At 54.3% G+C, this 20626-nt stretch carries 23 protein-coding genes; 11 read left to right on the top strand and 12 right to left on the bottom strand.

The features are described 5' to 3' along the window. Nucleotides 1-272: 272 nt before the first annotated feature. The 7 genes from FY206_RS13905 (at nucleotide 273) to FY206_RS13875 (ending at nucleotide 8158) form a co-directional block, all read left to right on the top strand. The gene (locus FY206_RS13905; RefSeq protein ID WP_032641031.1) at nucleotides 273-920 is read left to right on the top strand and encodes a YchE family NAAT transporter; all 648 of its coding nucleotides are present in this window, start codon (nucleotides 273-275) and stop codon (nucleotides 918-920) included. Between the two features lie 770 nt (nucleotides 921-1690). Further along, nucleotides 1691-3322 (top strand): oligopeptide ABC transporter substrate-binding protein OppA, encoded by a 1632-nt coding sequence (oppA, locus tag FY206_RS13900; RefSeq protein ID WP_032641029.1) that lies wholly within the window; start codon nucleotides 1691-1693, stop codon nucleotides 3320-3322. A gap of 84 nt (nucleotides 3323-3406) precedes the next feature. Further along, complete coding sequence (oppB, locus tag FY206_RS13895; protein WP_008502786.1) at nucleotides 3407-4327, top strand: oligopeptide ABC transporter permease OppB; 921 nt, start codon at nucleotides 3407-3409, stop codon at nucleotides 4325-4327. 12 nt (nucleotides 4328-4339) lie between these two features. After that, entirely contained in the window at nucleotides 4340-5248 is a 909-nt protein-coding gene (gene oppC, locus FY206_RS13890; RefSeq protein WP_008502787.1) for an oligopeptide ABC transporter permease OppC, read from the top strand. An 11-nt stretch (nucleotides 5249-5259) separates the two neighbouring features. After that, nucleotides 5260-6273: an ABC transporter ATP-binding protein gene (gene oppD, locus FY206_RS13885; protein WP_032641027.1), complete on the top strand. Its 1014-nt coding sequence runs from the start codon at nucleotides 5260-5262 to the stop codon at nucleotides 6271-6273. Next, a complete protein-coding gene (gene oppF, locus FY206_RS13880) occupies nucleotides 6270-7274 on the top strand; it encodes a murein tripeptide/oligopeptide ABC transporter ATP-binding protein OppF (RefSeq protein ID WP_032641025.1) in 1005 nt (334 codons plus the stop codon). The genes oppD and oppF overlap by 4 nt, the downstream gene beginning before the upstream one ends. Nucleotides 7275-7288: 14 nt before the next feature. Continuing rightward, nucleotides 7289-8158 (top strand): ion transporter, encoded by an 870-nt coding sequence (locus FY206_RS13875; RefSeq protein ID WP_045890524.1) that lies wholly within the window; start codon nucleotides 7289-7291, stop codon nucleotides 8156-8158. A 31-nt stretch (nucleotides 8159-8189) separates the two neighbouring features. Here the strand turns inward: FY206_RS13875 and FY206_RS13870 are convergent, their stop codons facing one another. Next, nucleotides 8190-8519, bottom strand: coding sequence for an HI1450 family dsDNA-mimic protein (locus FY206_RS13870; RefSeq protein ID WP_006810881.1), 330 nt, complete (start codon nucleotides 8517-8519; stop codon nucleotides 8190-8192). A 33-nt stretch (nucleotides 8520-8552) separates the two neighbouring features. Continuing rightward, nucleotides 8553-10013 (bottom strand): cardiolipin synthase, encoded by a 1461-nt coding sequence (cls, locus tag FY206_RS13865; protein WP_008502791.1) that lies wholly within the window; start codon nucleotides 10011-10013, stop codon nucleotides 8553-8555. A gap of 158 nt (nucleotides 10014-10171) precedes the next feature. Here cls and FY206_RS13860 point away from each other — a divergent pair, with 158 nt between their 5' ends. Then, entirely contained in the window at nucleotides 10172-10345 is a 174-nt protein-coding gene (locus FY206_RS13860) for a YciY family protein (RefSeq protein WP_086379783.1), read from the top strand. A gap of 109 nt (nucleotides 10346-10454) precedes the next feature. Then, on the top strand, nucleotides 10455-11090 hold the full coding sequence (gene leuE, locus FY206_RS13855; RefSeq protein ID WP_032641023.1) for a leucine efflux protein LeuE: 636 nt from the start codon (nucleotides 10455-10457) through the stop codon (nucleotides 11088-11090). Between the two features lie 34 nt (nucleotides 11091-11124). Here the strand turns inward: leuE and FY206_RS13850 are convergent, their stop codons facing one another. Further along, complete coding sequence (locus FY206_RS13850) at nucleotides 11125-11421, bottom strand: YciI family protein (protein ID WP_032641021.1); 297 nt, start codon at nucleotides 11419-11421, stop codon at nucleotides 11125-11127. A gap of 220 nt (nucleotides 11422-11641) precedes the next feature. On the opposite strand from FY206_RS13850, the gene tonB reads away from it, so the two are divergent. Beyond that, a complete protein-coding gene (tonB, locus tag FY206_RS13845) occupies nucleotides 11642-12364 on the top strand; it encodes a TonB system transport protein TonB (RefSeq protein WP_032641008.1) in 723 nt (240 codons plus the stop codon). Nucleotides 12365-12402: 38 nt separating this feature from the next. Here tonB and yciA read toward each other — a convergent pair whose 3' ends face one another. From yciA to FY206_RS13825, 4 genes are all read right to left on the bottom strand, one after another. Then, the gene (gene yciA, locus FY206_RS13840) at nucleotides 12403-12798 is read right to left on the bottom strand and encodes an acyl-CoA thioester hydrolase YciA (RefSeq protein ID WP_008502796.1); all 396 of its coding nucleotides are present in this window, start codon (nucleotides 12796-12798) and stop codon (nucleotides 12403-12405) included. Nucleotides 12799-12902: 104 nt separating this feature from the next. Next, nucleotides 12903-13442: a septation protein A gene (locus FY206_RS13835; RefSeq protein WP_032641006.1), complete on the bottom strand. Its 540-nt coding sequence runs from the start codon at nucleotides 13440-13442 to the stop codon at nucleotides 12903-12905. 55 nt (nucleotides 13443-13497) lie between these two features. Next, the gene (locus FY206_RS13830) at nucleotides 13498-14241 is read right to left on the bottom strand and encodes a YciC family protein (RefSeq protein WP_032641004.1); all 744 of its coding nucleotides are present in this window, start codon (nucleotides 14239-14241) and stop codon (nucleotides 13498-13500) included. A gap of 25 nt (nucleotides 14242-14266) precedes the next feature. After that, nucleotides 14267-14671, bottom strand: a complete 405-nt coding sequence (locus FY206_RS13825; protein WP_021240310.1) for a YkgJ family cysteine cluster protein — start codon at nucleotides 14669-14671, stop codon at nucleotides 14267-14269. 282 nt (nucleotides 14672-14953) lie between these two features. Here FY206_RS13825 and ompW point away from each other — a divergent pair, with 282 nt between their 5' ends. Beyond that, nucleotides 14954-15586, top strand: a complete 633-nt coding sequence (gene ompW / locus FY206_RS13820; RefSeq protein WP_032641002.1) for an outer membrane protein OmpW — start codon at nucleotides 14954-14956, stop codon at nucleotides 15584-15586. Between the two features lie 44 nt (nucleotides 15587-15630). Here the strand turns inward: ompW and yedF are convergent, their stop codons facing one another. From yedF to trpCF, 5 genes are all read right to left on the bottom strand, one after another. Beyond that, nucleotides 15631-15864, bottom strand: coding sequence for a sulfurtransferase-like selenium metabolism protein YedF (gene yedF, locus FY206_RS13815; protein ID WP_003856774.1), 234 nt, complete (start codon nucleotides 15862-15864; stop codon nucleotides 15631-15633). Then, nucleotides 15861-17072 carry a selenium metabolism membrane protein YedE/FdhT gene (gene yedE, locus FY206_RS13810; RefSeq protein ID WP_077064368.1) on the bottom strand — a complete coding sequence of 404 codons (1212 nt, stop codon included), beginning with the start codon at nucleotides 17070-17072 and terminating at the stop codon, nucleotides 15861-15863. The genes yedF and yedE overlap by 4 nt, the downstream gene beginning before the upstream one ends. Before the next feature lie 180 nt (nucleotides 17073-17252). Next, entirely contained in the window at nucleotides 17253-18062 is an 810-nt protein-coding gene (gene trpA / locus FY206_RS13805) for a tryptophan synthase subunit alpha (protein WP_032640997.1), read from the bottom strand. Then, nucleotides 18062-19255 (bottom strand): tryptophan synthase subunit beta, encoded by a 1194-nt coding sequence (gene trpB, locus FY206_RS13800; protein ID WP_024907111.1) that lies wholly within the window; start codon nucleotides 19253-19255, stop codon nucleotides 18062-18064. Before trpB ends, trpA begins: the two co-directional genes overlap by 1 nt. A gap of 10 nt (nucleotides 19256-19265) precedes the next feature. After that, the gene (trpCF, locus tag FY206_RS13795) at nucleotides 19266-20624 is read right to left on the bottom strand and encodes a bifunctional indole-3-glycerol-phosphate synthase TrpC/phosphoribosylanthranilate isomerase TrpF (protein ID WP_032640994.1); all 1359 of its coding nucleotides are present in this window, start codon (nucleotides 20622-20624) and stop codon (nucleotides 19266-19268) included. Nucleotides 20625-20626: the final 2 nt, after the last annotated feature.

Genomic DNA, 20626 nt, shown 5'->3' with positions numbered 1-20626 from the left:
TCACTTCTGGGTACGAAAATCATGATCTGTGTCAATTTTCCCCCAAGCTGATACCTTTCAGCAGGGTTATTTTGTGCTGATTTTTCCAGTGTTAAATAATTAAGTAAGTATTGGAAGTGGCGCTATCATTGATTATACATATGTTTAACATCCTGAAATGATAACGTTTTGGTACAGATTTCAAGTGAAGTGTGCTGATAAAAAGGGTATCTTCAGCGCGATTTCTCACGACAAATTGTCAATCCAGGGCATGTGTATAAGCGGAGCAAAACGTGATCCAAACGCTCTTTGATTTTCCAACGTATTTTAAATTTTTTATTGGTTTGTTTGCCCTGGTCAACCCGGTGGGGATCATTCCTGTCTTCATTAGTATGACGAGTTACCAGACGGCGGCGGCCAGGAATAAAACCAACCTCACCGCTAACCTGTCGGTGGCCATCATCTTGCTCACCTCGCTTTTTCTCGGTGACGCCATTCTTCAGATCTTCGGGATCTCAATTGACTCTTTCCGCATCGCGGGTGGGATCCTGGTCGTGACCATCGCCATGTCGATGATCAGCGGTAAGCTGGGTGAGGATAAACAGAACAAGCAGGAGAAGTCAGAAACCGCTATCCGCGAAAGTATTGGCGTGGTGCCGCTGGCTTTACCGCTGATGGCCGGACCTGGTGCCATCAGTTCAACCATTGTCTGGGGTACGCGCTACCATAGCCTGATGCACCTGATTGGCTTTTCCGTCGCCATTGCGCTTTTCGCGCTCTGCTGTTGGGGCGTATTCCGCATGGCCCCCTGGCTGGTGCGCTTGTTAGGCCAGACCGGTATTAACGTCATAACGCGTATCATGGGTCTGCTGCTGATGGCATTAGGCATTGAATTCATTGTCACGGGTATTAAAAGCATTTTCCCCGGTTTGCTGCACTGATATTTCGTATGAAAGAACGGAGCAGCGGCTCCGTTTTTTTACGTCATTATCAGTAAATCCTATAACTAAAGTTGAAATGCTCACATGTCATAATAAATTCTACTAATAATGTTCATTACTTGTATTTCAATAAGTTATTAATTCCCTCTCAAATCGCCTGCGCAGAAAATCTTCAATCGCTCTGTTATTTTACTCACATGATACTCTGGGGCTTGCTGAGAGATAACCGAAATGATATTAGTAATTTCAACATTCCCCTAGATGAATGTGCTAAATAATAACCAGTTGTTAATTTTTTGTACAAAATCACTCGATGATAGCGCAGCGACGCGCTCGTAGAGAAAGTTTTCTCTATCTTATTGAATATCATGTTTTTTTAATGATGTTTGATGTCCGGCATGGCTGCCCTCAACGATGCGGTACTCACCGTAAAAGAGAATTGCTTAACAAATTTGCAAAATGTATTGGCGCGCGTTTACGCCATTTGATACTTTCCGGCCTACTATTTTGCGGCATAAAACAAGCAGATGAGAATTATTGTCATAGGGTTCTCTTCTCAGGTATCCAGCGCAGGTCTCAAACAGGGGAGGCCTGTGAAGAATCGACGCAAGACGGCCATACGAGCGGTCAGTAATAAAAAAGTCGGTGATAGCAAGCAGTAAAAGAAGAACCTGACAGCAGCAAAAAAAACTCCTGCGCTGTACAGGCCCCAACAGGGGATTACACAGCTGGCGAAGGCCAGTCATTATAATGAGTGGAGTACCAACACAATGTCCATCATCACAAAAAAAAATCTGGTAGCGGCGGGGATTTTAACTGCGCTAATCGCGGGGAACGCTGCAATGGCTGCGGACGTTCCTGCAGGTGTTCAACTGGCGGAGAAGCAGACGCTGGTGCGTAACAACGGTGCGGAAGTTCAGTCTCTTGACCCGCACAAAATTGAAGGTGTTCCTGAGTCTAACGTTAGCCGCGACCTGTTCGAAGGCCTGCTGGTGACTGACGTAGACGGCCACCCGGCACCGGGTGTGGCAGAAAAATGGGAAAACAAAGATTTCAAAGTCTGGACCTTCCATCTGCGCAAAGATGCGAAATGGTCTGACGGTACGCCGGTCACGGCTGAAGATTTCGTTTACAGCTGGCAGCGTCTGGCGAATCCAACCACCGCCTCTCCGTATGCGAGCTACCTGCAATATGGCCATATTGCCAATATTGATGACATCATCGCGGGCAAAAAACCGGTAACCGATTTGGGCGTGAAAGCGATCGATGCCAATACCTTTGAAGTGACGTTGAGCGAACCTGTTCCGTACTTCTATAAGCTGCTGGTTCACCCGTCCGTTTCCCCGGTACCAAAATCCGCCGTAGAAAAATTTGGTGAAAAATGGACCCAGCCTGCCAATATCGTGACCAACGGTGCCTATAAGCTGAAAGACTGGGTGGTCAACGAACGTATGGTGCTTGACCGTAACCCGCAGTATTGGGATAACGCAAAAACCGTTATTAATCAGGTTACCTACCTGCCAATTTCGTCCGAAGTGACTGACGTCAACCGCTACCGCAGCGGTGAAATCGACATGACCTATAACAACATGCCGATTGAGCTGTTCCAGAAACTGAAAAAAGAGATCCCTAAAGAAGTTCACGTCGATCCGTACCTGTGCACCTACTATTATGAAATCAACAATCAGAAAGCACCGTTCACCGACGTACGTGTCCGTACCGCGCTGAAGCTGGCGCTGGATCGCGATATCATCGTGAATAAGGTGAAAAACCAGGGCGATCTCCCGGCATACAGCTACACCCCTCCTTATACCGATGGCGCAAAACTGACCGAGCCAGACTGGTTCAAACAGACGCAGGAACAGCGTAACGCGGAAGCGAAGAAACTGCTGGCCGAAGCGGGCTATACCGCGGATAAGCCGCTGACCTTCAGCCTGCTGTACAACACGTCAGACCTGCACAAAAAACTGGCTATCGCCGTCGCGTCGATCTGGAAAAAGAACCTGGGCGCGAACGTGAAGCTGGAGAACCAGGAGTGGAAAACCTTCCTCGACAGCCGTCATCAGGGCACCTTTGACGTGGCGCGTGCAGGCTGGTGTGCGGACTATAACGAACCGACCTCCTTCCTGAACACCATGTTGAGCGACAGCTCGAACAACACCGCTCACTATAAGAGCCCGGCGTTCGACAAGCTGATTGGCGACACGCTGAAAACCACTGACGAAGCACAGCGTACAGAACTGTACTCTAAAGCCGAGCAGCAGCTGGATAAAGATTCCGCGATCGTTCCGGTTTACTACTACGTTAACGCCCGTCTGGTGAAACCGTGGGTAGGTGGATACACCGGTAAAGACCCGATGGATAATATCTACGTTAAAAACTTGTATATTATCAAGCATTAATGGCAATGAGTGGGGCGGGCATGCTCGCCCCACGGTGTCTAACCAACGTCACATAATATAGGCACACGCCAGAAGGTACGGGCAATGTTGAAATTTATCCTACGTCGCTGTCTTGAAGCGATTCCAACGCTATTTATTCTCATCACGATTTCCTTCTTCATGATGCGCCTTGCGCCGGGAAGTCCATTCACCGGTGAGCGTACGCTGCCGCCAGAAGTCATGGCGAATATCGAAGCGAAATACCACTTAAACGATCCTATCTCCACTCAGTACTTCAATTATCTGAAGCAGCTGGCTCACGGCGATTTTGGACCGTCATTTAAATACAAAGACTATTCCGTTAACGACCTGGTGGCGTCCAGCTTCCCGGTTTCGGCGAAGTTGGGTGCTGCGGCATTCATTCTGGCCATCGTTTTCGGGGTCACCGCAGGCGTTATCGCCGCGCTCAGACAAAATACCAAATGGGATTATGCCGTAATGGGGGTGGCAATGACCGGGGTAGTGATACCCAGCTTCGTTGTCGCGCCATTACTGGTGATGATATTTGCCATCACGCTGAAGTGGCTGCCGGGCGGCGGCTGGAACGGCGGGGCATTGAAGTTCATGATTTTGCCGATGGTGGCATTATCTCTGGCGTACATCGCCAGTATCGCGCGTATCACCCGTGGATCAATGATCGAAGTGCTGCACTCAAACTTCATTCGTACCGCGCGCGCGAAAGGGCTGCCGATGCGTCGGATTATCTTCCGCCACGCGCTCAAGCCGGCGCTGTTGCCCGTGCTTTCGTACATGGGACCGGCATTTGTCGGGATCATCACCGGGTCGATGGTTATCGAAACAATCTACGGCCTGCCGGGCATTGGCCAGCTGTTCGTTAACGGCGCGCTCAACCGCGACTATTCGCTGGTGCTGAGCCTGACCATTCTTGTCGGTGCGCTCACCATTCTCTTTAACGCTATCGTCGATGTGCTGTATGCCGTCATCGATCCGAAAATCCGTTACTAACTGGAGCACGCCATGATGTTGAGTAAGAAAAACAGCGAGGCGCTGGAAAACTTCAGTGAAAAACTGGAAGTGGAAGGTCGTAGCCTCTGGCAGGATGCGCGCCGTCGCTTTATGCATAACAGGGCTGCGGTTGCCAGCCTGGTAGTCTTGGTGATCATCGCGCTATTCGTAACCCTGGCACCGATGCTGTCGCAGTTTACCTATTTCGATACGGACTGGGGCATGATGTCCAGCGCGCCGGATATGGAATCAGGCCACTATTTTGGCACGGACTCCTCGGGGCGCGATCTGCTGGTGCGCGTTGCTATCGGTGGCCGTATTTCGCTGATGGTAGGTATCGCTGCCGCGCTGGTGGCGGTGATCGTCGGGACGCTCTATGGCTCACTGTCCGGCTACCTTGGCGGCAAAGTGGACTCGGTGATGATGCGTCTGCTGGAAATCCTGAACTCCTTCCCGTTTATGTTCTTCGTCATCCTGCTGGTGACCTTCTTCGGTCAAAATATCCTGTTGATCTTCGTGGCCATCGGGATGGTTTCCTGGCTGGATATGGCGCGTATTGTTCGCGGCCAGACGCTGAGCCTTAAGCGCAAAGAGTTTATCGAAGCCGCACAGGTCGGCGGCGTCTCTACCGGGAATATCGTGGTTCGCCATATCGTTCCTAACGTGCTGGGCGTGGTAGTGGTTTATGCCTCGCTGCTGGTGCCAAGCATGATCCTGTTCGAATCTTTCCTGAGCTTCCTCGGTCTGGGTACGCAAGAGCCGCTGAGCAGCTGGGGCGCGCTGCTAAGCGATGGTGCCAACTCAATGGAAGTGTCACCGTGGCTGCTGTTATACCCGGCTGGCTTCCTGGTCGTTACCCTGTTTTGTTTTAACTTTATCGGCGATGGCCTGCGTGATGCCCTCGACCCGAAAGACCGTTAAGGAGCGCCGTCATGACAATTATTGAAACGGCCACTGCGCCACAGGCGCAACAGCAGAATAATCTTCTGCTGAACGTGAAAGACCTCCGCGTGACCTTTAAAACGCCGGACGGAGATGTAACCGCCGTCAACGATCTCAACTTCAACCTGCGCGCGGGCGAAACGCTGGGGATCGTGGGTGAATCCGGCTCCGGAAAATCTCAGACCGCCTTTGCGCTGATGGGCCTGCTGGCCGCTAACGGAGTGATTGGCGGTTCTGCAAAATTCAACGGCCGTGAAATCCTCAACCTGCCGGAACACGAGCTGAACAAGCTGCGCGCTGAGCAGATCTCGATGATTTTCCAGGACCCGATGACCTCACTGAACCCGTACATGCGCGTCGGTGAGCAGCTGATGGAAGTCCTGATGCTGCACAAAGGCCTGGGCAAAGCCGAAGCCTTTGAAGAGTCGGTCAAAATGCTGGATGCGGTGAAAATGCCGGAAGCGCGCAAGCGCATGCGCATGTTCCCGCACGAGTTCTCTGGCGGTATGCGTCAGCGCGTGATGATTGCAATGGCGCTGCTGTGCCGGCCAAAACTGCTGATTGCCGATGAACCGACCACCGCGCTGGACGTGACCGTTCAGGCGCAAATTATGACCCTGTTGAACGAGCTGAAGCGTGAGTTCAACACGGCGATTATCATGATCACCCACGACCTGGGCGTGGTGGCGGGCATCTGTGACAAAGTGCTGGTGATGTACGCCGGTCGAACCATGGAATACGGCAAAGCGCGCGACGTGTTTTATCAGCCTGCGCACCCGTACTCGATTGGCCTGCTGAATGCGGTGCCGCGTCTCGATGCGGAAGGGGAATCCCTGCTTACCATTCCGGGCAACCCGCCAAACCTGCTGCGTCTGCCAAAAGGCTGTCCGTTCCAGCCGCGCTGCCCGCACGCGATGGAAATCTGCAACAGCGCGCCGCCGCTGGAAGAGTTTGCACCAGGCCGTCTGCGCGCCTGCTTTAAGCCGCAGGAGGAGCTGGTATGAACGCATTAGATGAAAAACGTAACGTGCTGCTCGAAATCGCTGACCTTAAGGTGCATTTCGATATCAAAGACGGCAAACAGTGGTTCTGGCAGCCGCCGAAGACCCTCAAAGCGGTGGACGGCGTCACGCTGCGCCTGTACGAAGGGGAAACCCTGGGCGTGGTAGGCGAGTCCGGCTGCGGTAAATCAACCTTTGCGCGTGCGATTATCGGTCTGGTCAAAGCCACCGACGGTAAGGTAGCCTGGCTGGGTAAAGATCTGCTTGGCATGAGGCCCGACGAGTGGCGCGAGGTGCGCAGCGATATCCAGATGATTTTCCAGGATCCGCTGGCGTCATTAAACCCGCGTATGACCATCGGTGAGATTATTGCCGAGCCGCTGCGGACCTATCATCCAAAGATGTCTCGTCAGGAAGTGCGCGACCGCGTGAAGGCGATGATGCTGAAAGTCGGCCTGTTGCCTAACCTCATCAACCGCTATCCGCACGAATTCTCCGGCGGTCAGTGCCAGCGTATCGGCATTGCCCGTGCGCTGATCCTCGAACCGAAGCTGATTATCTGCGATGAGCCGGTTTCCGCGCTGGACGTGTCCATTCAGGCGCAGGTGGTTAACCTGCTGCAGAAGCTGCAGCGCGAAATGGGGCTGTCGCTGATTTTCATCGCGCATGATCTGGCCGTGGTAAAACACATCTCTGACCGCGTGCTGGTAATGTACCTAGGCCATGCCGTGGAGCTGGGCACCTATGACGAGGTGTACCACAATCCACTGCATCCTTACACCAAAGCGCTGATGTCGGCGGTGCCGATCCCCGATCCCGACCTGGAAAAGAATAAGACCATCCAGCTTCTGGAAGGGGAATTGCCTTCCCCGATTAACCCTCCGTCAGGCTGCGTGTTCCGCACGCGCTGCCCAATGGCCGGGCCGGAATGCGCGAAAACGCGACCGGTTCTGGAAGGCAGTTTCCGACATGCGGTTTCCTGCCTGAAAGTAGACCCGTTATAATTGCAAGGGCTGACATGATGTCAGCCCTTATTATTTGCGAGGTTACTGTGTCGCGTTTATTCACATCTGCCCGCCGGCGGCTCTATCATTTTTTATTCGATCCTGAAACGCTATCCGGACGACGCTTTGAAGGGCTTTGCGGTTTGTTTGCGCTGCTCAGCGTGGTGGTCATCTTTATTGAATCGGGTGCCGGGACGCAATATCACCTGACGTATGACGAATGGCATATCTTTGTCTGGCTTGAGCTGGCGATAACCCTGGTCTTTACCGCTGAATATCTCCTCAGAGTGATAGCCTGGCCCAACCCGGCCAGGTATGTTTTTAGCTTCTGGGGCTTTATCGATTTAGCCACCATCCTGCCGCTCTATGTGATGTGGCTGTGGCCGGAGATTAGCCTGAGCTATGTCTTTGCCTGGCGAGCGATGCGCGTGATTCGCGTATTACGTATTCTGAAGCTACTGCGTTTTATGCCGTCTTTGCGCGTGTTCTGGAGTGCAATCGTCAGCGCGCGGCATCAGCTGATCCTGTTCTACTCGTTTATTGCCATTGTCATGATTGTTTTTGGCGCGCTGATGTATTTAATCGAGGGGCCAAAATATGGCTTTACGACGCTCAACGCGTCCGTCTACTGGGCGATTGTGACCGTCACGACCGTGGGTTACGGTGATATTACTCCCCATACGCCGCTGGGCCGCATTGTGGCTTCAGTGCTGATTTTGATTGGCTATTCGGTGATTGCCATTCCGACCGGGCTTATTACCACGCACATGAGCAGTGCATTTCAAAGCCGCAAACAGCTGCGCAAATGTCCGCATTGCCAGCAGGGCGAGCATGAACACGACGCGCGCTTTTGTCACCGCTGCGGCAGCGAATTGCCGGAGTAAATAAAAAAGGCTGCAATCGCAGCCTTTTTTACTATTCGCGCCAGAGTATATGGCACAGCTTATGGTCTTTCTCACGACACAGCAGGACGCGCGCAAAAATATCGTTAATTTCGCCGCCATCTTCATCGGCCAGCCCAATCACCACTTCGGCAAAGAAGTCAGGATTCAGGTCGAAGTCCACGTGTTCAGCCCAGTCTTCTGAAGGGTCGAACAATTCGGCGCCGCCGCGCTCTTCGAACTGCAGATTGAAGAGGATCACGTCTGCGGGATCGAGGTTATCAACCGCCAGTTCGAGAAAAATGTCATAGGCCTGCTCGAGCGTTTCGTCTTCGGTCAGGCGATTGTTCAGATCCATTTCCATGATGACTACCTGTTTAACATCGTTGGGCACGTTTTACAGCAACGGACTAAAGAAGTAAAACAGTCGTTCAGCAATTCTCTGCCACAGCGGACGTTTTACCCACAGTCTGGCATCCAGCAGCCGCGAACGGGAGATATAGTCATCCTGAACCGCCGCGAGGTCACCGCCAAAACCGGCGTCATCAATCACCAGCGTGATTTCAAAGTTGAGCCACAGGCTGCGCATATCCAGGTTGACCGTGCCCACCAGGCTCAGCTCACCGTCAACGAGAACGCTCTTGGTGTGGAGCAACCCCCCCTCGAACTGGTAAATTTTCACCCCTGCTGCCAGCAGCTCGCTAAAGAATGCCCGGCTGGCCCAGCCCACCAGCAGGGAGTCATTCTTGCGTGGTAAAATGATGCTCACATCGACGCCGCGCTGCGCCGCGGTACAGATCGCGTGCAGGAGGTCATCGCTGGGAACAAAGTAGGGCGTCGTCATGATCAGATATTCACGCGCCGAGTAGGTTGCCGTCAGCAGCGCCTGATGGATCAAATCCTCCGGGAAGCCCGGCCCGGAAGCAATGGTATGAATGGTGTGACCGCTGGCCTCTTCAAACGGCATAATATTGCCGTCCGGCGGGGGCGGCAGAATACGCTTGCCGGTCTCTATCTCCCAGTCGCAGGAGTAAACGATGCCCATCGAGGTGGCAATCGGCCCCTCCATTCGCGCCATCAAGTCAACCCATTGCCCAACGCCCGAGTCCTGTTTGAAGAAGCGCGGGTCAACCATGTTCATACTGCCGGTGTAGGCAATATAGTTATCGATCATGATCATTTTGCGATGCTGGCGAAGATCCATCCGGCGCAGAAACACGCGCAGAAGATTTACCTTCAGCGCTTCGACCACTTCGATCCCGGCATTGCGCATCATGCCCGCCCAGGGGCTACGGAAAAACGCCACGCTGCCTGCGGAGTCAAGCATCAGGCGGCAATGAATACCGCGTCGCGCTGCCGCCATCAGGGACTCAGCGACCTGGTCGGCCATGCCGCCTGGCTGCCAGATATAAAAAACCATCTCGATATTATGACGCGCCAGCTGAATATCGCGGATTAGCGCCTGCATGACGTCGTCGGACGAAGTCAGCAGCTGCAGCTGATTGCCCTTAACGCCGCCAATCCCCTGGCGGCGTTCGCACAGCTTAAACAGTGAGGAGGCGACGCTGCTGTTCTCCTCGGCAAAAATATGTTTGCAGGCTTTGAGGTCGTTCAGCCACTTCGCGGTTGAAGGCCACATGGCGCGGGCCCGCTCGGCGCGGCGTTTACCCAGATGAAGCTCACCGAATGAGAGATAGGCAATAATTCCCACCAGCGGGAGGATGTAAATGATCAGAAGCCAGGCCATGGCAGAGGGTACGGCTCTGCGCTTCATCAGGATGCGTAAGGTCACACCCGCGATTAACAGCCAGTATCCCAGAATGACCAGCCAACTCACCACGGTGTAGAAGGTTGTCATAGATAAAAAATCCTTTTGAAAGCGTATTGTTATGAGTGTACGCATCAGGATTCATCTGGCAAATAAAAACGCCAGGTAAAAGCGCTGGTTTGCCGCCGGGTTGGGTTTATAATGGCCTTTCTTTTAAAAGAAATAGTGTTAGAGAAAGAGTTGTAGACATGAAGCGCAGTAGAACTGAAGTAGGGCGCTGGCGCATGTTGCGACAGGTGAGTCGTCGCAAGGCTCGTTGGCTGGAAGCACAATCCCGCCGCAATATGCGTATTCACGCCATCAGAAAATGTGGATTGACCCGGCACCGCAACGCGTTGCTGTTCGCAGTCCAGGATATCTGAAAACCATGAGGGCACCGTAATGGTGCCCGCTGATTTTTATAGGGTCTGATTTTTGGGAATAGCGTATTTGCAGCGTTGTTCCTGTTGTGTTTAGCAAAAGGAGGGAGAGGTGTTTGCGGAGTTTGGTGTACTAAATTTCTGGACGTACGTTGTCGGCGCATTTTTTATCGTGCTGGTCCCGGGGCCGAATACCCTGTTTGTGCTCAAAACCGGAATTGGGCACGGCGTTAAAAAAGGGTACCTTGCCGCCACGGGCGTATTCATTGGCGATGCGGTTCTGATGTTTCTGGCCTGGGCGGGCGTTGCGGCCTTAATTCAGACCACGCCGGTGCTATTTAATATCGTGCGCTATCTCGGGGCTTTTTACCTGCTCTGGCTGGGGGGCAAAATGCTCTGGTCGGTGGTGAACCGTCAAAAGAATGCTCATGAAAGCGGCCCCGAACCTGCCAGTACGATCATGAAGCGTTCGCTGGTGTTAAGCCTGACCAATCCCAAAGCGATTCTGTTCTACGTATCGTTCTTCGTACAGTTCATTGACGTGAATTCGGAGAGCACCGGCACTTCTTTCCTGATCCTCGCGACGACGCTGGAGTTGATAAGCTTTATGTACATGAGCTTCCTAATCTTCTCCGGTGCGTTTGTCACGCGTTATCTGAAAACCAAAAAGAAACTGGCAAAGCTGGGGAACGGGCTGATAGGGCTGCTGTTCGTCGGGTTTGCGGCGAGATTAGCGTCGCTGCATTGATGTGAAAAAAGGCTCCTGCGGGAGCCTTTTTGCATCAAAACACTTTTTTATACGGTCTTACCGTTACCTTCGCATACACACCCGCTGCAACGTACGGGTCTGCATCGGCCCACGCCTGAGCGGCTTCCTGAGATTCAAACTCGGCGATAACGGTTGAACCGGCAAAACCGGCGGCACCCGGATCGTTGCTGTCTACAGCAGGCATTGGGCCGGCGGTCAGTAAACGACCTTCATCCTGGAGCAGCTGCAAACGCGCCAGGTGAGCAGGGCGGACAGACTGGCGTTTCTCAAGTGAATCTGCAACATCTTCAGAGTAAATCACGTAAAGCACGGCGAAGCTCCTTAACCGGTAAAAGTGTCAGCTACGTTATGTGAAAGGGCATACGACTGCAATGTAAAATAAAAACAATGTTAATACCCTGATCTGACTGCGCCTTTTTTGGCCTCTCTGGCGCTAAAGTTGCGTCAGAACAAAGTGTCTTATTGAATATGATTGCTATTTGCATTTAAAATCAGGGTTCGGTTTTTTAACGTTGATGATTATGACTTCGATGACCCTTGATTTACCTCGCCGCTTTCCCTGGCCGACGCTGCTTTCTGTCGTGATTCACGGTGCCGTTGTGGCGGGTCTGCTGTATACCTCGGTTCATCAGGTTATTGAAATGCCCGCGCCCGCGCAGCCGATTTCCGTGACGATGGTGTCGCCAGCGGATCTTGAGCCGCCGCAGGTTGCTCCTCCGCCGCCACAGCCGGTGGCTGAACCGGAGCCAGAGCCCGAGCCCGTTCCGGAACCACCGAAGGAAGCGCCGGTGGTGATCCACAAACCTGAACCGAAGCCAAAACCTAAGCCGAAGCCAAAGCCGGTGAAAAAGGTGGAGGAGCGTCCGAAACGCGAGGAACGTCCGGTCGAGCCGCGCGCGACCCAGCCGGTCGAAAACGCGGCGCCCTCACGTCCGGTGATGAACAATACGGCAACGACGGCAAAGCCAACGGTCACCGCGCCAGCGGGCCCGCGCGCCGTAAGCCGCAACCAGCCTCAGTATCCGGCGCGAGCTCAGGCCTTACGTATTGAAGGCCGCGTGCGGGTGAAATTTGACGTGACCGCGGATGGGCGCGTGGATAACGTGGAAATCTTGTCTGCGCAACCTTCTAATATGTTTGAGCGCGAGGTGAAATCTGCCATGCGCAGATGGCGCTATGAGCCGGGTAAGCCGGGGAGCGGATTGATCGTCAATATCGTTTTCCGCCTGAACGGCGGGGCGCAGATGGAATAAGAGAAGCCTCCGAAAGGAGGCTTTTTTTTGCCTGTCGATCAGGCCTGAGGAAGTTGACGAGGTTTGCCCTCGCTGTCCACTGCGACATAAATAAACAGCGCTTCAGTGGCCTTATAACGCTGCCCAATAGGTTCAGAAGAGACTTTCTTCACCCAGACTTCGATGTTGATGGAAATGGAGGTATTACCGCGCTTCACGCAGCGCGCGTAGCAGCAAACCACATCACCCACCGCAACCGGGCGCAGGAAGGTCATGCCGTCCACTCTCACGGTGACCACGCGCCCGTGGGCGATCTCTTTTGCCAGAATTGCGCCGCCCATATCCATCTGCGACATCAGCCAGCCGCCAAAAATATCGCCATTGGCATTGGTGTCAGCGGGCATTGCCAGTGTGCGTAAAACCAGTTCGCCCTGCGGGGCGTTAGTTGTTGTCATTGTTTTAACTCGTAACGGAAGACTTCAGGCGGGATGCTACTATGATTCGTGGGCGGTGAGAATAGACCAGAACGCCTGTCGTTGACGTTCCGGTCAGTCATTAATCAGTGCTTGTCGTCCTGCGGCATGTGGCGGTAGATGTATACGCCGCTTAACAGGGTGAAGATAAGGGTCAGCGCGGTCAGGCCGAAGACCTTGAAGTTGACCCAGATATTCTGCGGCAGCCAGAAGGCGATATAGATATTGGCAAGACCGCAGAGAATAAAGAAGACCGCCCAGGCGATATTCAGACGGGACCAGACCTGTTGCGGCAGCGTCAGCTCTTTACCCAGCATGCGCTGGATCAGCGGCTTTTTCATCACCCACTGGCTGATTAACAGCGCGCCCGCAAACAGTGCGTAAATGACGGTTACCTTCCACTTGATAAATTCATCGTTATGGAAGAACAAAGTCAGTCCGCCGAACACGGCGACCAGCACGAAGGTGACCAGCGCCATTTTTTCGACTTTACGATAGCGAACCCAGCTGTAGATCAGCACCACGGCGGTGGCAACGATCAGCGCAGTGGTCGCCGCATAAATGTCATACAGCTTATAAAACGCGAAAAAGACCACGAGCGGTAAAAAATCAAGAAACTGCTTCATTCTGTGATTCCATCTTCTGAACGGGGCGGGAGACGGCAATCTCCCCGCCTCATGATTACTGACGAATTAACATATACAGGCGGAACAGATAGACCAGCAGTAACGCTGAGATCAGATTGCTCAGCGTATTCGCCACGACCGCACCCACATTTGGCGTTAATACCGCAAAATTCGGCGCAAACAGGAGCAGAAGCGTTTTGGCGAGCAGCCAGCCGATCACGGCAGGCGCCACCAGACGCATATTAGCCCATGCCAGTCTGATACTGCTGCGCATCGCGGTAAAAATTCCCATCTTATCCTGCACGACCATCACGGGCGCAAAGGAAAGCACGATAGCCAGTAATACCCCCGGCACCACGACCAGCATAATGCCCATTTGCACCAGCAGGGTAGTTAAAAAAATCAGAATAAACAGCTTAGGTAAGACCGGCGCACTGGCACCAATTGCCCGTAATGCGCTCACCCGGTGACCCGCCGATACCAGCTGAATCATCAGCAAAACGCCGCCCGCCAGAACCGCATTACCAATCAGGCCTGAGAACGTGGACGCGGCAGACGCGCGCAGCAGGATTTGCTGCTGTTCCGGCGTCATGTTTTGCACCAGCTCAAACAACCCCACGCTACCCGCAAGATGGTCGCCCTGGCTCAGGCTGGCAATCTGTTCATCACTCGGTGAGAAGGCATGGCCCAGCACCACCGTGATAAAGGCACATAGCAACGCGATCAGTAAAAAGGTAATGAACTGATTGCGGAAAAAGTTTCCCGTGTCACGGTAGACAGACTTCGCCGTGATAGACATGCACTCTCCTTGAGTATTGCAGGTGTTAATTAGCCGGCAATTGTACACCGGATGCACCTGCTGTGGCAGCATCAAGGCTTGTATGGAAAAGCATATCTTTGTAAAGCGGCGGTAATCCAACGCGCGCGCGGGCGCGATTGCAGGCTTCGTTGACCTGCCCATCTTCCCCCGACATGGCAAATTCCCGGCACGGGCTGGGGCGATCCTCATAGATGGAACATCGGGTAGACACGCCTGGCTCACCCTGCAGCGCGACGCAGCGGGCCTGCTTTTGGTTCGTGCCGCTCATGCAGCGCAAAAAGGGTGTCAACGGCTCGGTGAGATGAACCGGAACGGTACCGCCGCCATCGCTGGCTTCGGCCCAGTAGAAAGAGACTCGAAAATACGCACAACAGGCTCCGCACGTCATGCACGGGTTAATATCACTCATGGCACACCTGCAAAAGAACAACGCATCAAATCAACTTGTGAGAGCGATAAATTAGCCAGCCGCCAGAAGAAGAGCAAGAGGGGAAAAAGGGAAAATTTTGTAACCGCGAAATGCCAAAAATTGACATGAGAACAACTTATTCGTTTTGGGTGCGCCACAAAAAATTAACCCAGATCAATGAATGTTAACTTACTGGTTTTAATGTGATCTGTGGCAGATCACTTATTACTCTTTTGTGAGTATATTCTCATCCGCGATTAAAACCACAACGATGGAGCGGATATGAAAAAATTAGCGGTGGCAGCCCTTGTATTAAGCAGTCTCTCTGGCAGCGCGTATGCGCATGAAGCAGGCGAATTCTTTATCCGTGCCGGTTCGGCAACGGTTCGCCCAACGGAAGGATCGGATAACGTGCTGGGGATGGGCGGTTTTAACGTCAGTAATAACACCCAGTTAGGTTTAACGTTCACCTATATGGCGACGGATAACGTAGGTGTTGAGCTTCTGGCGGCAACGCCGTTCCGTCATCGCGTTGGCTTAGGGCCAACCGGTGATATCGCCACGGTTCACCATTTACCGCCAACGCTGATGGCGCAATGGTACTTCGGCGACGCAAGCAGCAAGGTGCGGCCTTATATTGGCGCGGGTGTGAACTACACCACCTTCTTTGATGAGAAGTTTAACGATACCGGAAAAGCGGCCGGTCTGACGGACCTCAGCCTGAAAGATTCGTGGGGGATGGCGGGACAGGTCGGTCTGGATTATCTCATTAACCGCGACTGGCTGATTAACGCCTCTGTCTGGTACATGGATATTGATACGGACGTACGCTTCAAGCATAACGGTGACCAGCAAAGCATCAACACGAGACTGGATCCGTGGGTGTTTATGTTCTCTGCGGGGTATCGTTTCTAATCCCGTCCGTTCAATGCGCCCCCGGTGGGGCGCATATCTTTTTCTTATTTTTGAATCAAATAGCGAATGGTTGGCCCGTCCTGCTGAATATCCAGCACCGTGTAGCCGTGGTTTTTCGCATCCAGCGGAATATTGTTGATGGACTGCGGACAATCGCTTACCACTTCCAGAATTTCCCCTTTTTTTAGCTGCGGTAGCGCTTCAAGGGTAGCCACTGCCGGGTAAGGGCAAGGCTCACCGACCATATCGAGGCGATAGTCAGGTACGATCTCTTTCATGCAGCATTCTCCTGCGTTTCTGTTTTAACACTCGCACGACGGAAGAAACGCTTCTCCTGCGCGACAACCAGTAAAAAAGCAATCAGCAGCAGGGCGTAGGTGACCAGCAGGCCGCCGAGGGGACCGAAGGTGCTCAGCAGGTTCACCTTATCCCAGCTCGTTGCGAGTACTGGAGAAACATCATCCCAGAAGTAGGCCAGGATCGTCGAGCCGATAACATTTCCCAGGCCTACCCACCAGTAATGCACCTGACCTTCAACGGCCCGGTACATCCAGCCGGTTTCACACCCGCCGGCCAGCACAATCCCGAAGCCAAACAGCAGGCCGCCAATCACCGCGTTTGGACCGGCCCACATGATTTTTGGTTCGACGCCTAGCTGGACATAGCTGAAGATGCCGATGGCGCTCACCGCCATCCCGGCAATGATCGCCTTCGCCATCATCGTCCGGCCGGTAATCCACATATCGCGAAACGCGGAGGTAAAGCAGATCTGCGCGCGCTCAATGAGCAGACCAAAACCCACGCCGAACAGCATCGCCAGACCAAGTTTGGGCTGGTTCAGGGCCGTGCAGAGCGCCCATGCCACCATAGCGAAAAAGACCAGCATTCCGAGGCGGAAACGGCGGCGTGCCTGAGAGGGCTTCTGGGTTAACGGAGACGCCGCGCTGACTTTTGTTATTTTCACCGGAATGCGGAACAGCGGCAGCAGGGTGAATTTTGCGCCAAAGTAAGAGCCGATGGCCGTGGCGACGGCAAAGAACCAGGCGTGAAGCGAAAACTGCGGGATCCCGGTAAAGAAGGCGGCAAGGTTACAGCCCATCGCCAGACGGGCGCCAAACCCGGCGATAATACCGCCGACAATCGCCTGCAGAATGCGGATGCGGCTTTTAGGCATACGCAGCTTGACGTTATTTGCCCACAGCGCCGCCGCGAAACAGCCGCCGAACATGCCGATGATCATCATCCCGTCGATGCGGGTGAGCGGCGTACCGTCGAGGTGGATGAGCTTAAAGTATCCCCACTCTTCGGTGTGCACGCCTGCGAGCTGCAGCAGCTGTCCACCCCAGCGGGTAAACTCACCGGTCACGGCCCAGAAGGTACCGGTAATGCCAAAATAATAAGTAGAGAGAATGCCTGCCGCGATAACGGCGGGGACGGGTGACCAGAACTTAACCAGGTAAGTCTGTTTGAAGGATTGCCATGACATGAATAAGCCTCTGAACTCAGAAGGATTAAAGATAAAAAGAGTCCAGATCATACGCCTGCAGGTAAGAATGAAAAGCCATTCACACCGAAAATATCGACAGGATCAATTTTGACGTAATCCTTTGTTGATGACGAGGAAGGAAGGGTAACCGTCTGGCAGGGCTGCCAGACGGTGAGGGGGTTAGGCTTTACGCGTCGCCGCCTTCATGGCGGTCACAAACGCTTTCAGCTCGGCCAGCATCTGCTCGGGCTTGTCTACGTTCTTTTCGATGATCTTCACAATCGCAGAGCCTGAGATGGCACCCGCCGCCTTTGCGTCAATCGCCGCGGCGACCTGATCCGGGGATGAAATCCCGAAGCCCTGCAGCGGCGGTGCGGCATGGTACTCCGCCAGCTTTTCCACCAGATGATGCAGCGGCAGGGCGGCTTTATTCTCGGCACCGGTCACGCCTGCGCGGGAGAGCAGGTAGGTATACCCGCGCCCGTAAGAGGCTATCTGGCGCAGCAGCGCGTCATCCGCGTTTGGCGGGCAGATGAAAATCGGCGCAACGTTGTGGCGCATCGCGGCCTGGCGGAACGGTGCGGACTCTTCAACCGGTACGTCAGCCACCAGGACCGAGTCAACGCCGACGCGCGCGCACTCGGCGTAAAATTCATCGATACCGCGGTTAAACACCAGGTTGGCGTACATCAGCAGGCCAATCGGAATGGTTGGGTGCTTCTGGCGAATCGCCGCCAGCATTTCGAAGCACTGGGTCGGCGTCACGCCCGCGGCAAACGCGCGCAGGGTAGCGTTCTGGATGGTCGGGCCATCGGCCAGCGGATCAGAGAACGGGATACCCAGCTCCAGCGCGTCGGCACCGGCCTCAATCATGGCGTCGATAATCTTCAGCGACTGTTCCGGCCCCGGGTCGCCCAGCGTCACGAAGGGAACGAAGGCGCCTTCCTGGCGGGATTTCAGCTCTGCAAATACGTTATCGTAGCGTTCCATCAGATTTCCCCTCGTGCTTTCAGAATATCGTGAACGGTGAAGATATCTTTGTCACCGCGACCGGAAAGGTTCACCACCAGCAGCTGCTCTTTTTCCGGATTGTCTTTCATCATTTTCAGCGCGTGCGCCAGCGCGTGTGAAGACTCCAGCGCCGGGATAATCCCTTCGCTGCGGCACAGCGTTTTGAAGGCTTCCAGCGCTTCGTCATCGGTAATAGAGACATAGTCCGCGCGACCGGTGCTGTTCAGATAGGCGTGCTGTGGCCCAACGGACGGGAAGTCGAGACCGGCAGAAATGGAGTAAGACTCTTCAATCTGGCCTTCGTCAGTTTGCATCATTGGAGACTTCATGCCGAAGTAGATCCCCACGCGGCCATGCTTCAGCGGCGCGCCGTGTTCGCCGGATTCAATCCCGTGACCGGCAGGCTCGACGCCAATCAGACCCACGCTGGTGTCGTCGATAAAGTCTGCGAACATACCGATGGCGTTAGATCCGCCGCCGACGCAGGCGATGACCGCATCCGGCAGGCGACCCTCTTTTTCGAGGATCTGCGCCTTGGTCTCTTCCCCGATCATGCGCTGGAATTCGCGCACGATGGTCGGGAACGGGTGCGGGCCCGCCGCGGTACCGAGCATGTAGTGCGCGGTTTCGTAGCTGCCGGACCAGTCGCGCAGCGCTTCGTTACAGGCATCTTTCAGCGTCGCGGAGCCGCTGTGCACCGGGATCACTTCCGCCCCCATCAGGCGCATACGGAAGACGTTTGGCGACTGACGCTCAACGTCCTTAGCCCCCATATAGATGCGGCACTTCAGGCCGAGCAGGGCGCTGGCAAGGGCAGAGGCCACGCCGTGCTGTCCCGCACCGGTTTCGGCGATGATTTCGGTTTTGCCCATACGCTTCGCGAGAAGCGCCTGGCCCAGCACCTGGTTAGTTTTATGCGCGCCGCCGTGCAGCAGATCTTCACGCTTCAGATACAGCGTGGTTTTGGTGCCTTCCGTCAGGTTGCGGCATTTGGTCAACGCGGTAGGACGACCGGCGTAATTTTTCAGCAGGTCGGTAAATTCCGCCTGAAACGCAGGATCCTTCTGCGCGCTGACAAACGCTTCTTCCAGCTGGCGCAGCGCGGGCATCAGGATTTGCGGGACGTACATCCCGCCGAACTCACCAAAATACGGGTTTAGTAATGTCGTCATCTTCTCTTCCTTAATATGCACGCAGAGTTTTAAAAACCGAGGCCAGCTTACTGGCATCTTTGATACCCGGTTGGGACTCTACGCCTGAATTGAAATCGAGGCCTGCGCAGCCGGTTTTAGCGGCTTCTACGCAGTTATCCGGGCTTAATCCGCCCGCCAGCAGGACGTTGTCCAGCTTTTCGCCGTTCAGCAGCGACCAGTCAAAACGCTGGCCGGTGCCGCCCTGGCCGTTATCGAGGACGTATTTATCCACGTGGTTCAGGTTACGCGGGGGCAACGTATCGCCAACGCTTTGCGCTTTCCAGATTTGCACCTGTGGTGCCAGCGCGGCGCGCAGGGCATCGATATAGATCTGGTCTTCACTGCCGTGGAGCTGTACCGCGCTCAGGGATAACGCGTCGGCTTTTGCCGCAACGTCTTCAATATCGGCATTGCGGAAAACGCCCACGTAGCTCAGCGGAGCCGCTGAGATGACCTTACGCGCCTGCTCTTCGCTGACCGCGCGAGGTGAGGAATCCACGAAGATCAGCCCGCCATAAATCGCCCCGGCCTCATACGCGGCCTGCGCATCCTGTTCACGGGTTAAGCCGCAGACTTTGTTTTCCCCCAGCAGCACCCGACGTACTGCGGCGTTGAGATCGTCATGCTCCATCATGGCGGAGCCAATCAGGAAACCGTTGGCGAAGTGGCTCAGCTCGCGCACCTGGGCGTAGCTGTTAATGCCGGATTCGCTGATGACCGTAACGCCCGGACCCAGACGCGGCGCCAGCTGGCGCGTGCGGTTCAGGTCAATCGACAGATCGCGCAGATCGCGGTTATTAATGCCGACCACTTTGGCTTCAAGCGCAAGTGCGCGCTCAAGTTCCTCTTCGTTGCTTACTTCGGTCAGCACGCCCATGTTCAGGCTGTGCGCCACGGCAGAAAGCTGGCGATACTGCTCGTCGTCGAGCACCGAGAGCATCAGCAGGCAGGCGTCGGCCTGGTAAAAACGCGCCAGCCAGATCTGGTACGGGTCGATAATAAAGTCTTTACACAGGATCGGCTGCGACGCGATGCCGCTGACGATCGGCAGAAAATCGAAGCTGCCCTGGAAATATTTTTCATCCGTCAGCACGGAGATGGCTGACGCATGATGCTTGTAAATACCGGCAATACGCGCCGGGTCGAAATCGTCACGAATAACGCCTTTGGACGGAGAGGCCTTTTTGCACTCCAGAATAAAGGCGGTGCGTGCGCCCTGCAGGGCGTCATAGAAACGACGGCTGCTCGGGACGACGTCATTCTGGAAACTGGCAAGCGGCTGCTGTTGCTTGCGGGCTTCCACCCAGATGGCCTTATCGGCAACGATTTTCGCTAAAACGGTCTGCATTC

This window comes from Enterobacter chengduensis (assembly GCF_001984825.2).
Taxonomy (GTDB): Bacteria; Pseudomonadota; Gammaproteobacteria; order Enterobacterales; family Enterobacteriaceae; genus Enterobacter; species Enterobacter chengduensis.
Note: the sequence above shows the minus strand (reverse complement) of the source record. Positions and strands in the feature narration are given on the sequence as shown.

Bases quoted from the DNA above. Each gene is read 5' to 3' on its own strand.
- oppA (WP_032641029.1), top strand. From the start codon at position 1,691: ATGTCCATCATCACAAAAAAAAATCTGGTAGCGGCGGGGATTTTAACT.
- oppB (WP_008502786.1), top strand. From the start codon at position 3,407: ATGTTGAAATTTATCCTACGTCGCTGTCTTGAAGCGATTCCAACGCTA.
- oppC (WP_008502787.1), top strand. From the start codon at position 4,340: ATGATGTTGAGTAAGAAAAACAGCGAGGCGCTGGAAAACTTCAGTGAA.
- oppD (WP_032641027.1), top strand. From the start codon at position 5,260: ATGACAATTATTGAAACGGCCACTGCGCCACAGGCGCAACAGCAGAAT.
- oppF (WP_032641025.1), top strand. From the start codon at position 6,270: ATGAACGCATTAGATGAAAAACGTAACGTGCTGCTCGAAATCGCTGAC.
- FY206_RS13875 (WP_045890524.1), top strand. From the start codon at position 7,289: ATGATGTCAGCCCTTATTATTTGCGAGGTTACTGTGTCGCGTTTATTC.
- FY206_RS13870 (WP_006810881.1), bottom strand. From the start codon at position 8,519: ATGGAAATGGATCTGAACAATCGCCTGACCGAAGACGAAACGCTCGAG.
- cls (WP_008502791.1), bottom strand. From the start codon at position 10,013: ATGACAACCTTCTACACCGTGGTGAGTTGGCTGGTCATTCTGGGATAC.
- FY206_RS13860 (WP_086379783.1), top strand. From the start codon at position 10,172: ATGAAGCGCAGTAGAACTGAAGTAGGGCGCTGGCGCATGTTGCGACAG.
- tonB (WP_032641008.1), top strand. From the start codon at position 11,642: ATGACCCTTGATTTACCTCGCCGCTTTCCCTGGCCGACGCTGCTTTCT.
- yciA (WP_008502796.1), bottom strand. From the start codon at position 12,798: ATGACAACAACTAACGCCCCGCAGGGCGAACTGGTTTTACGCACACTG.
- FY206_RS13835 (WP_032641006.1), bottom strand. From the start codon at position 13,442: ATGAAGCAGTTTCTTGATTTTTTACCGCTCGTGGTCTTTTTCGCGTTT.
- FY206_RS13830 (WP_032641004.1), bottom strand. From the start codon at position 14,241: ATGTCTATCACGGCGAAGTCTGTCTACCGTGACACGGGAAACTTTTTC.
- FY206_RS13825 (WP_021240310.1), bottom strand. From the start codon at position 14,671: ATGAGTGATATTAACCCGTGCATGACGTGCGGAGCCTGTTGTGCGTAT.
- ompW (WP_032641002.1), top strand. From the start codon at position 14,954: ATGAAAAAATTAGCGGTGGCAGCCCTTGTATTAAGCAGTCTCTCTGGC.
- yedF (WP_003856774.1), bottom strand. From the start codon at position 15,864: ATGAAAGAGATCGTACCTGACTATCGCCTCGATATGGTCGGTGAGCCT.
- yedE (WP_077064368.1), bottom strand. From the start codon at position 17,072: ATGTCATGGCAATCCTTCAAACAGACTTACCTGGTTAAGTTCTGGTCA.
- trpA (WP_032640997.1), bottom strand. From the start codon at position 18,062: ATGGAACGCTACGATAACGTATTTGCAGAGCTGAAATCCCGCCAGGAA.
- trpB (WP_024907111.1), bottom strand. From the start codon at position 19,255: ATGACGACATTACTAAACCCGTATTTTGGTGAGTTCGGCGGGATGTAC.
- trpCF (WP_032640994.1), bottom strand. From the start codon at position 20,624: ATGCAGACCGTTTTAGCGAAAATCGTTGCCGATAAGGCCATCTGGGTG.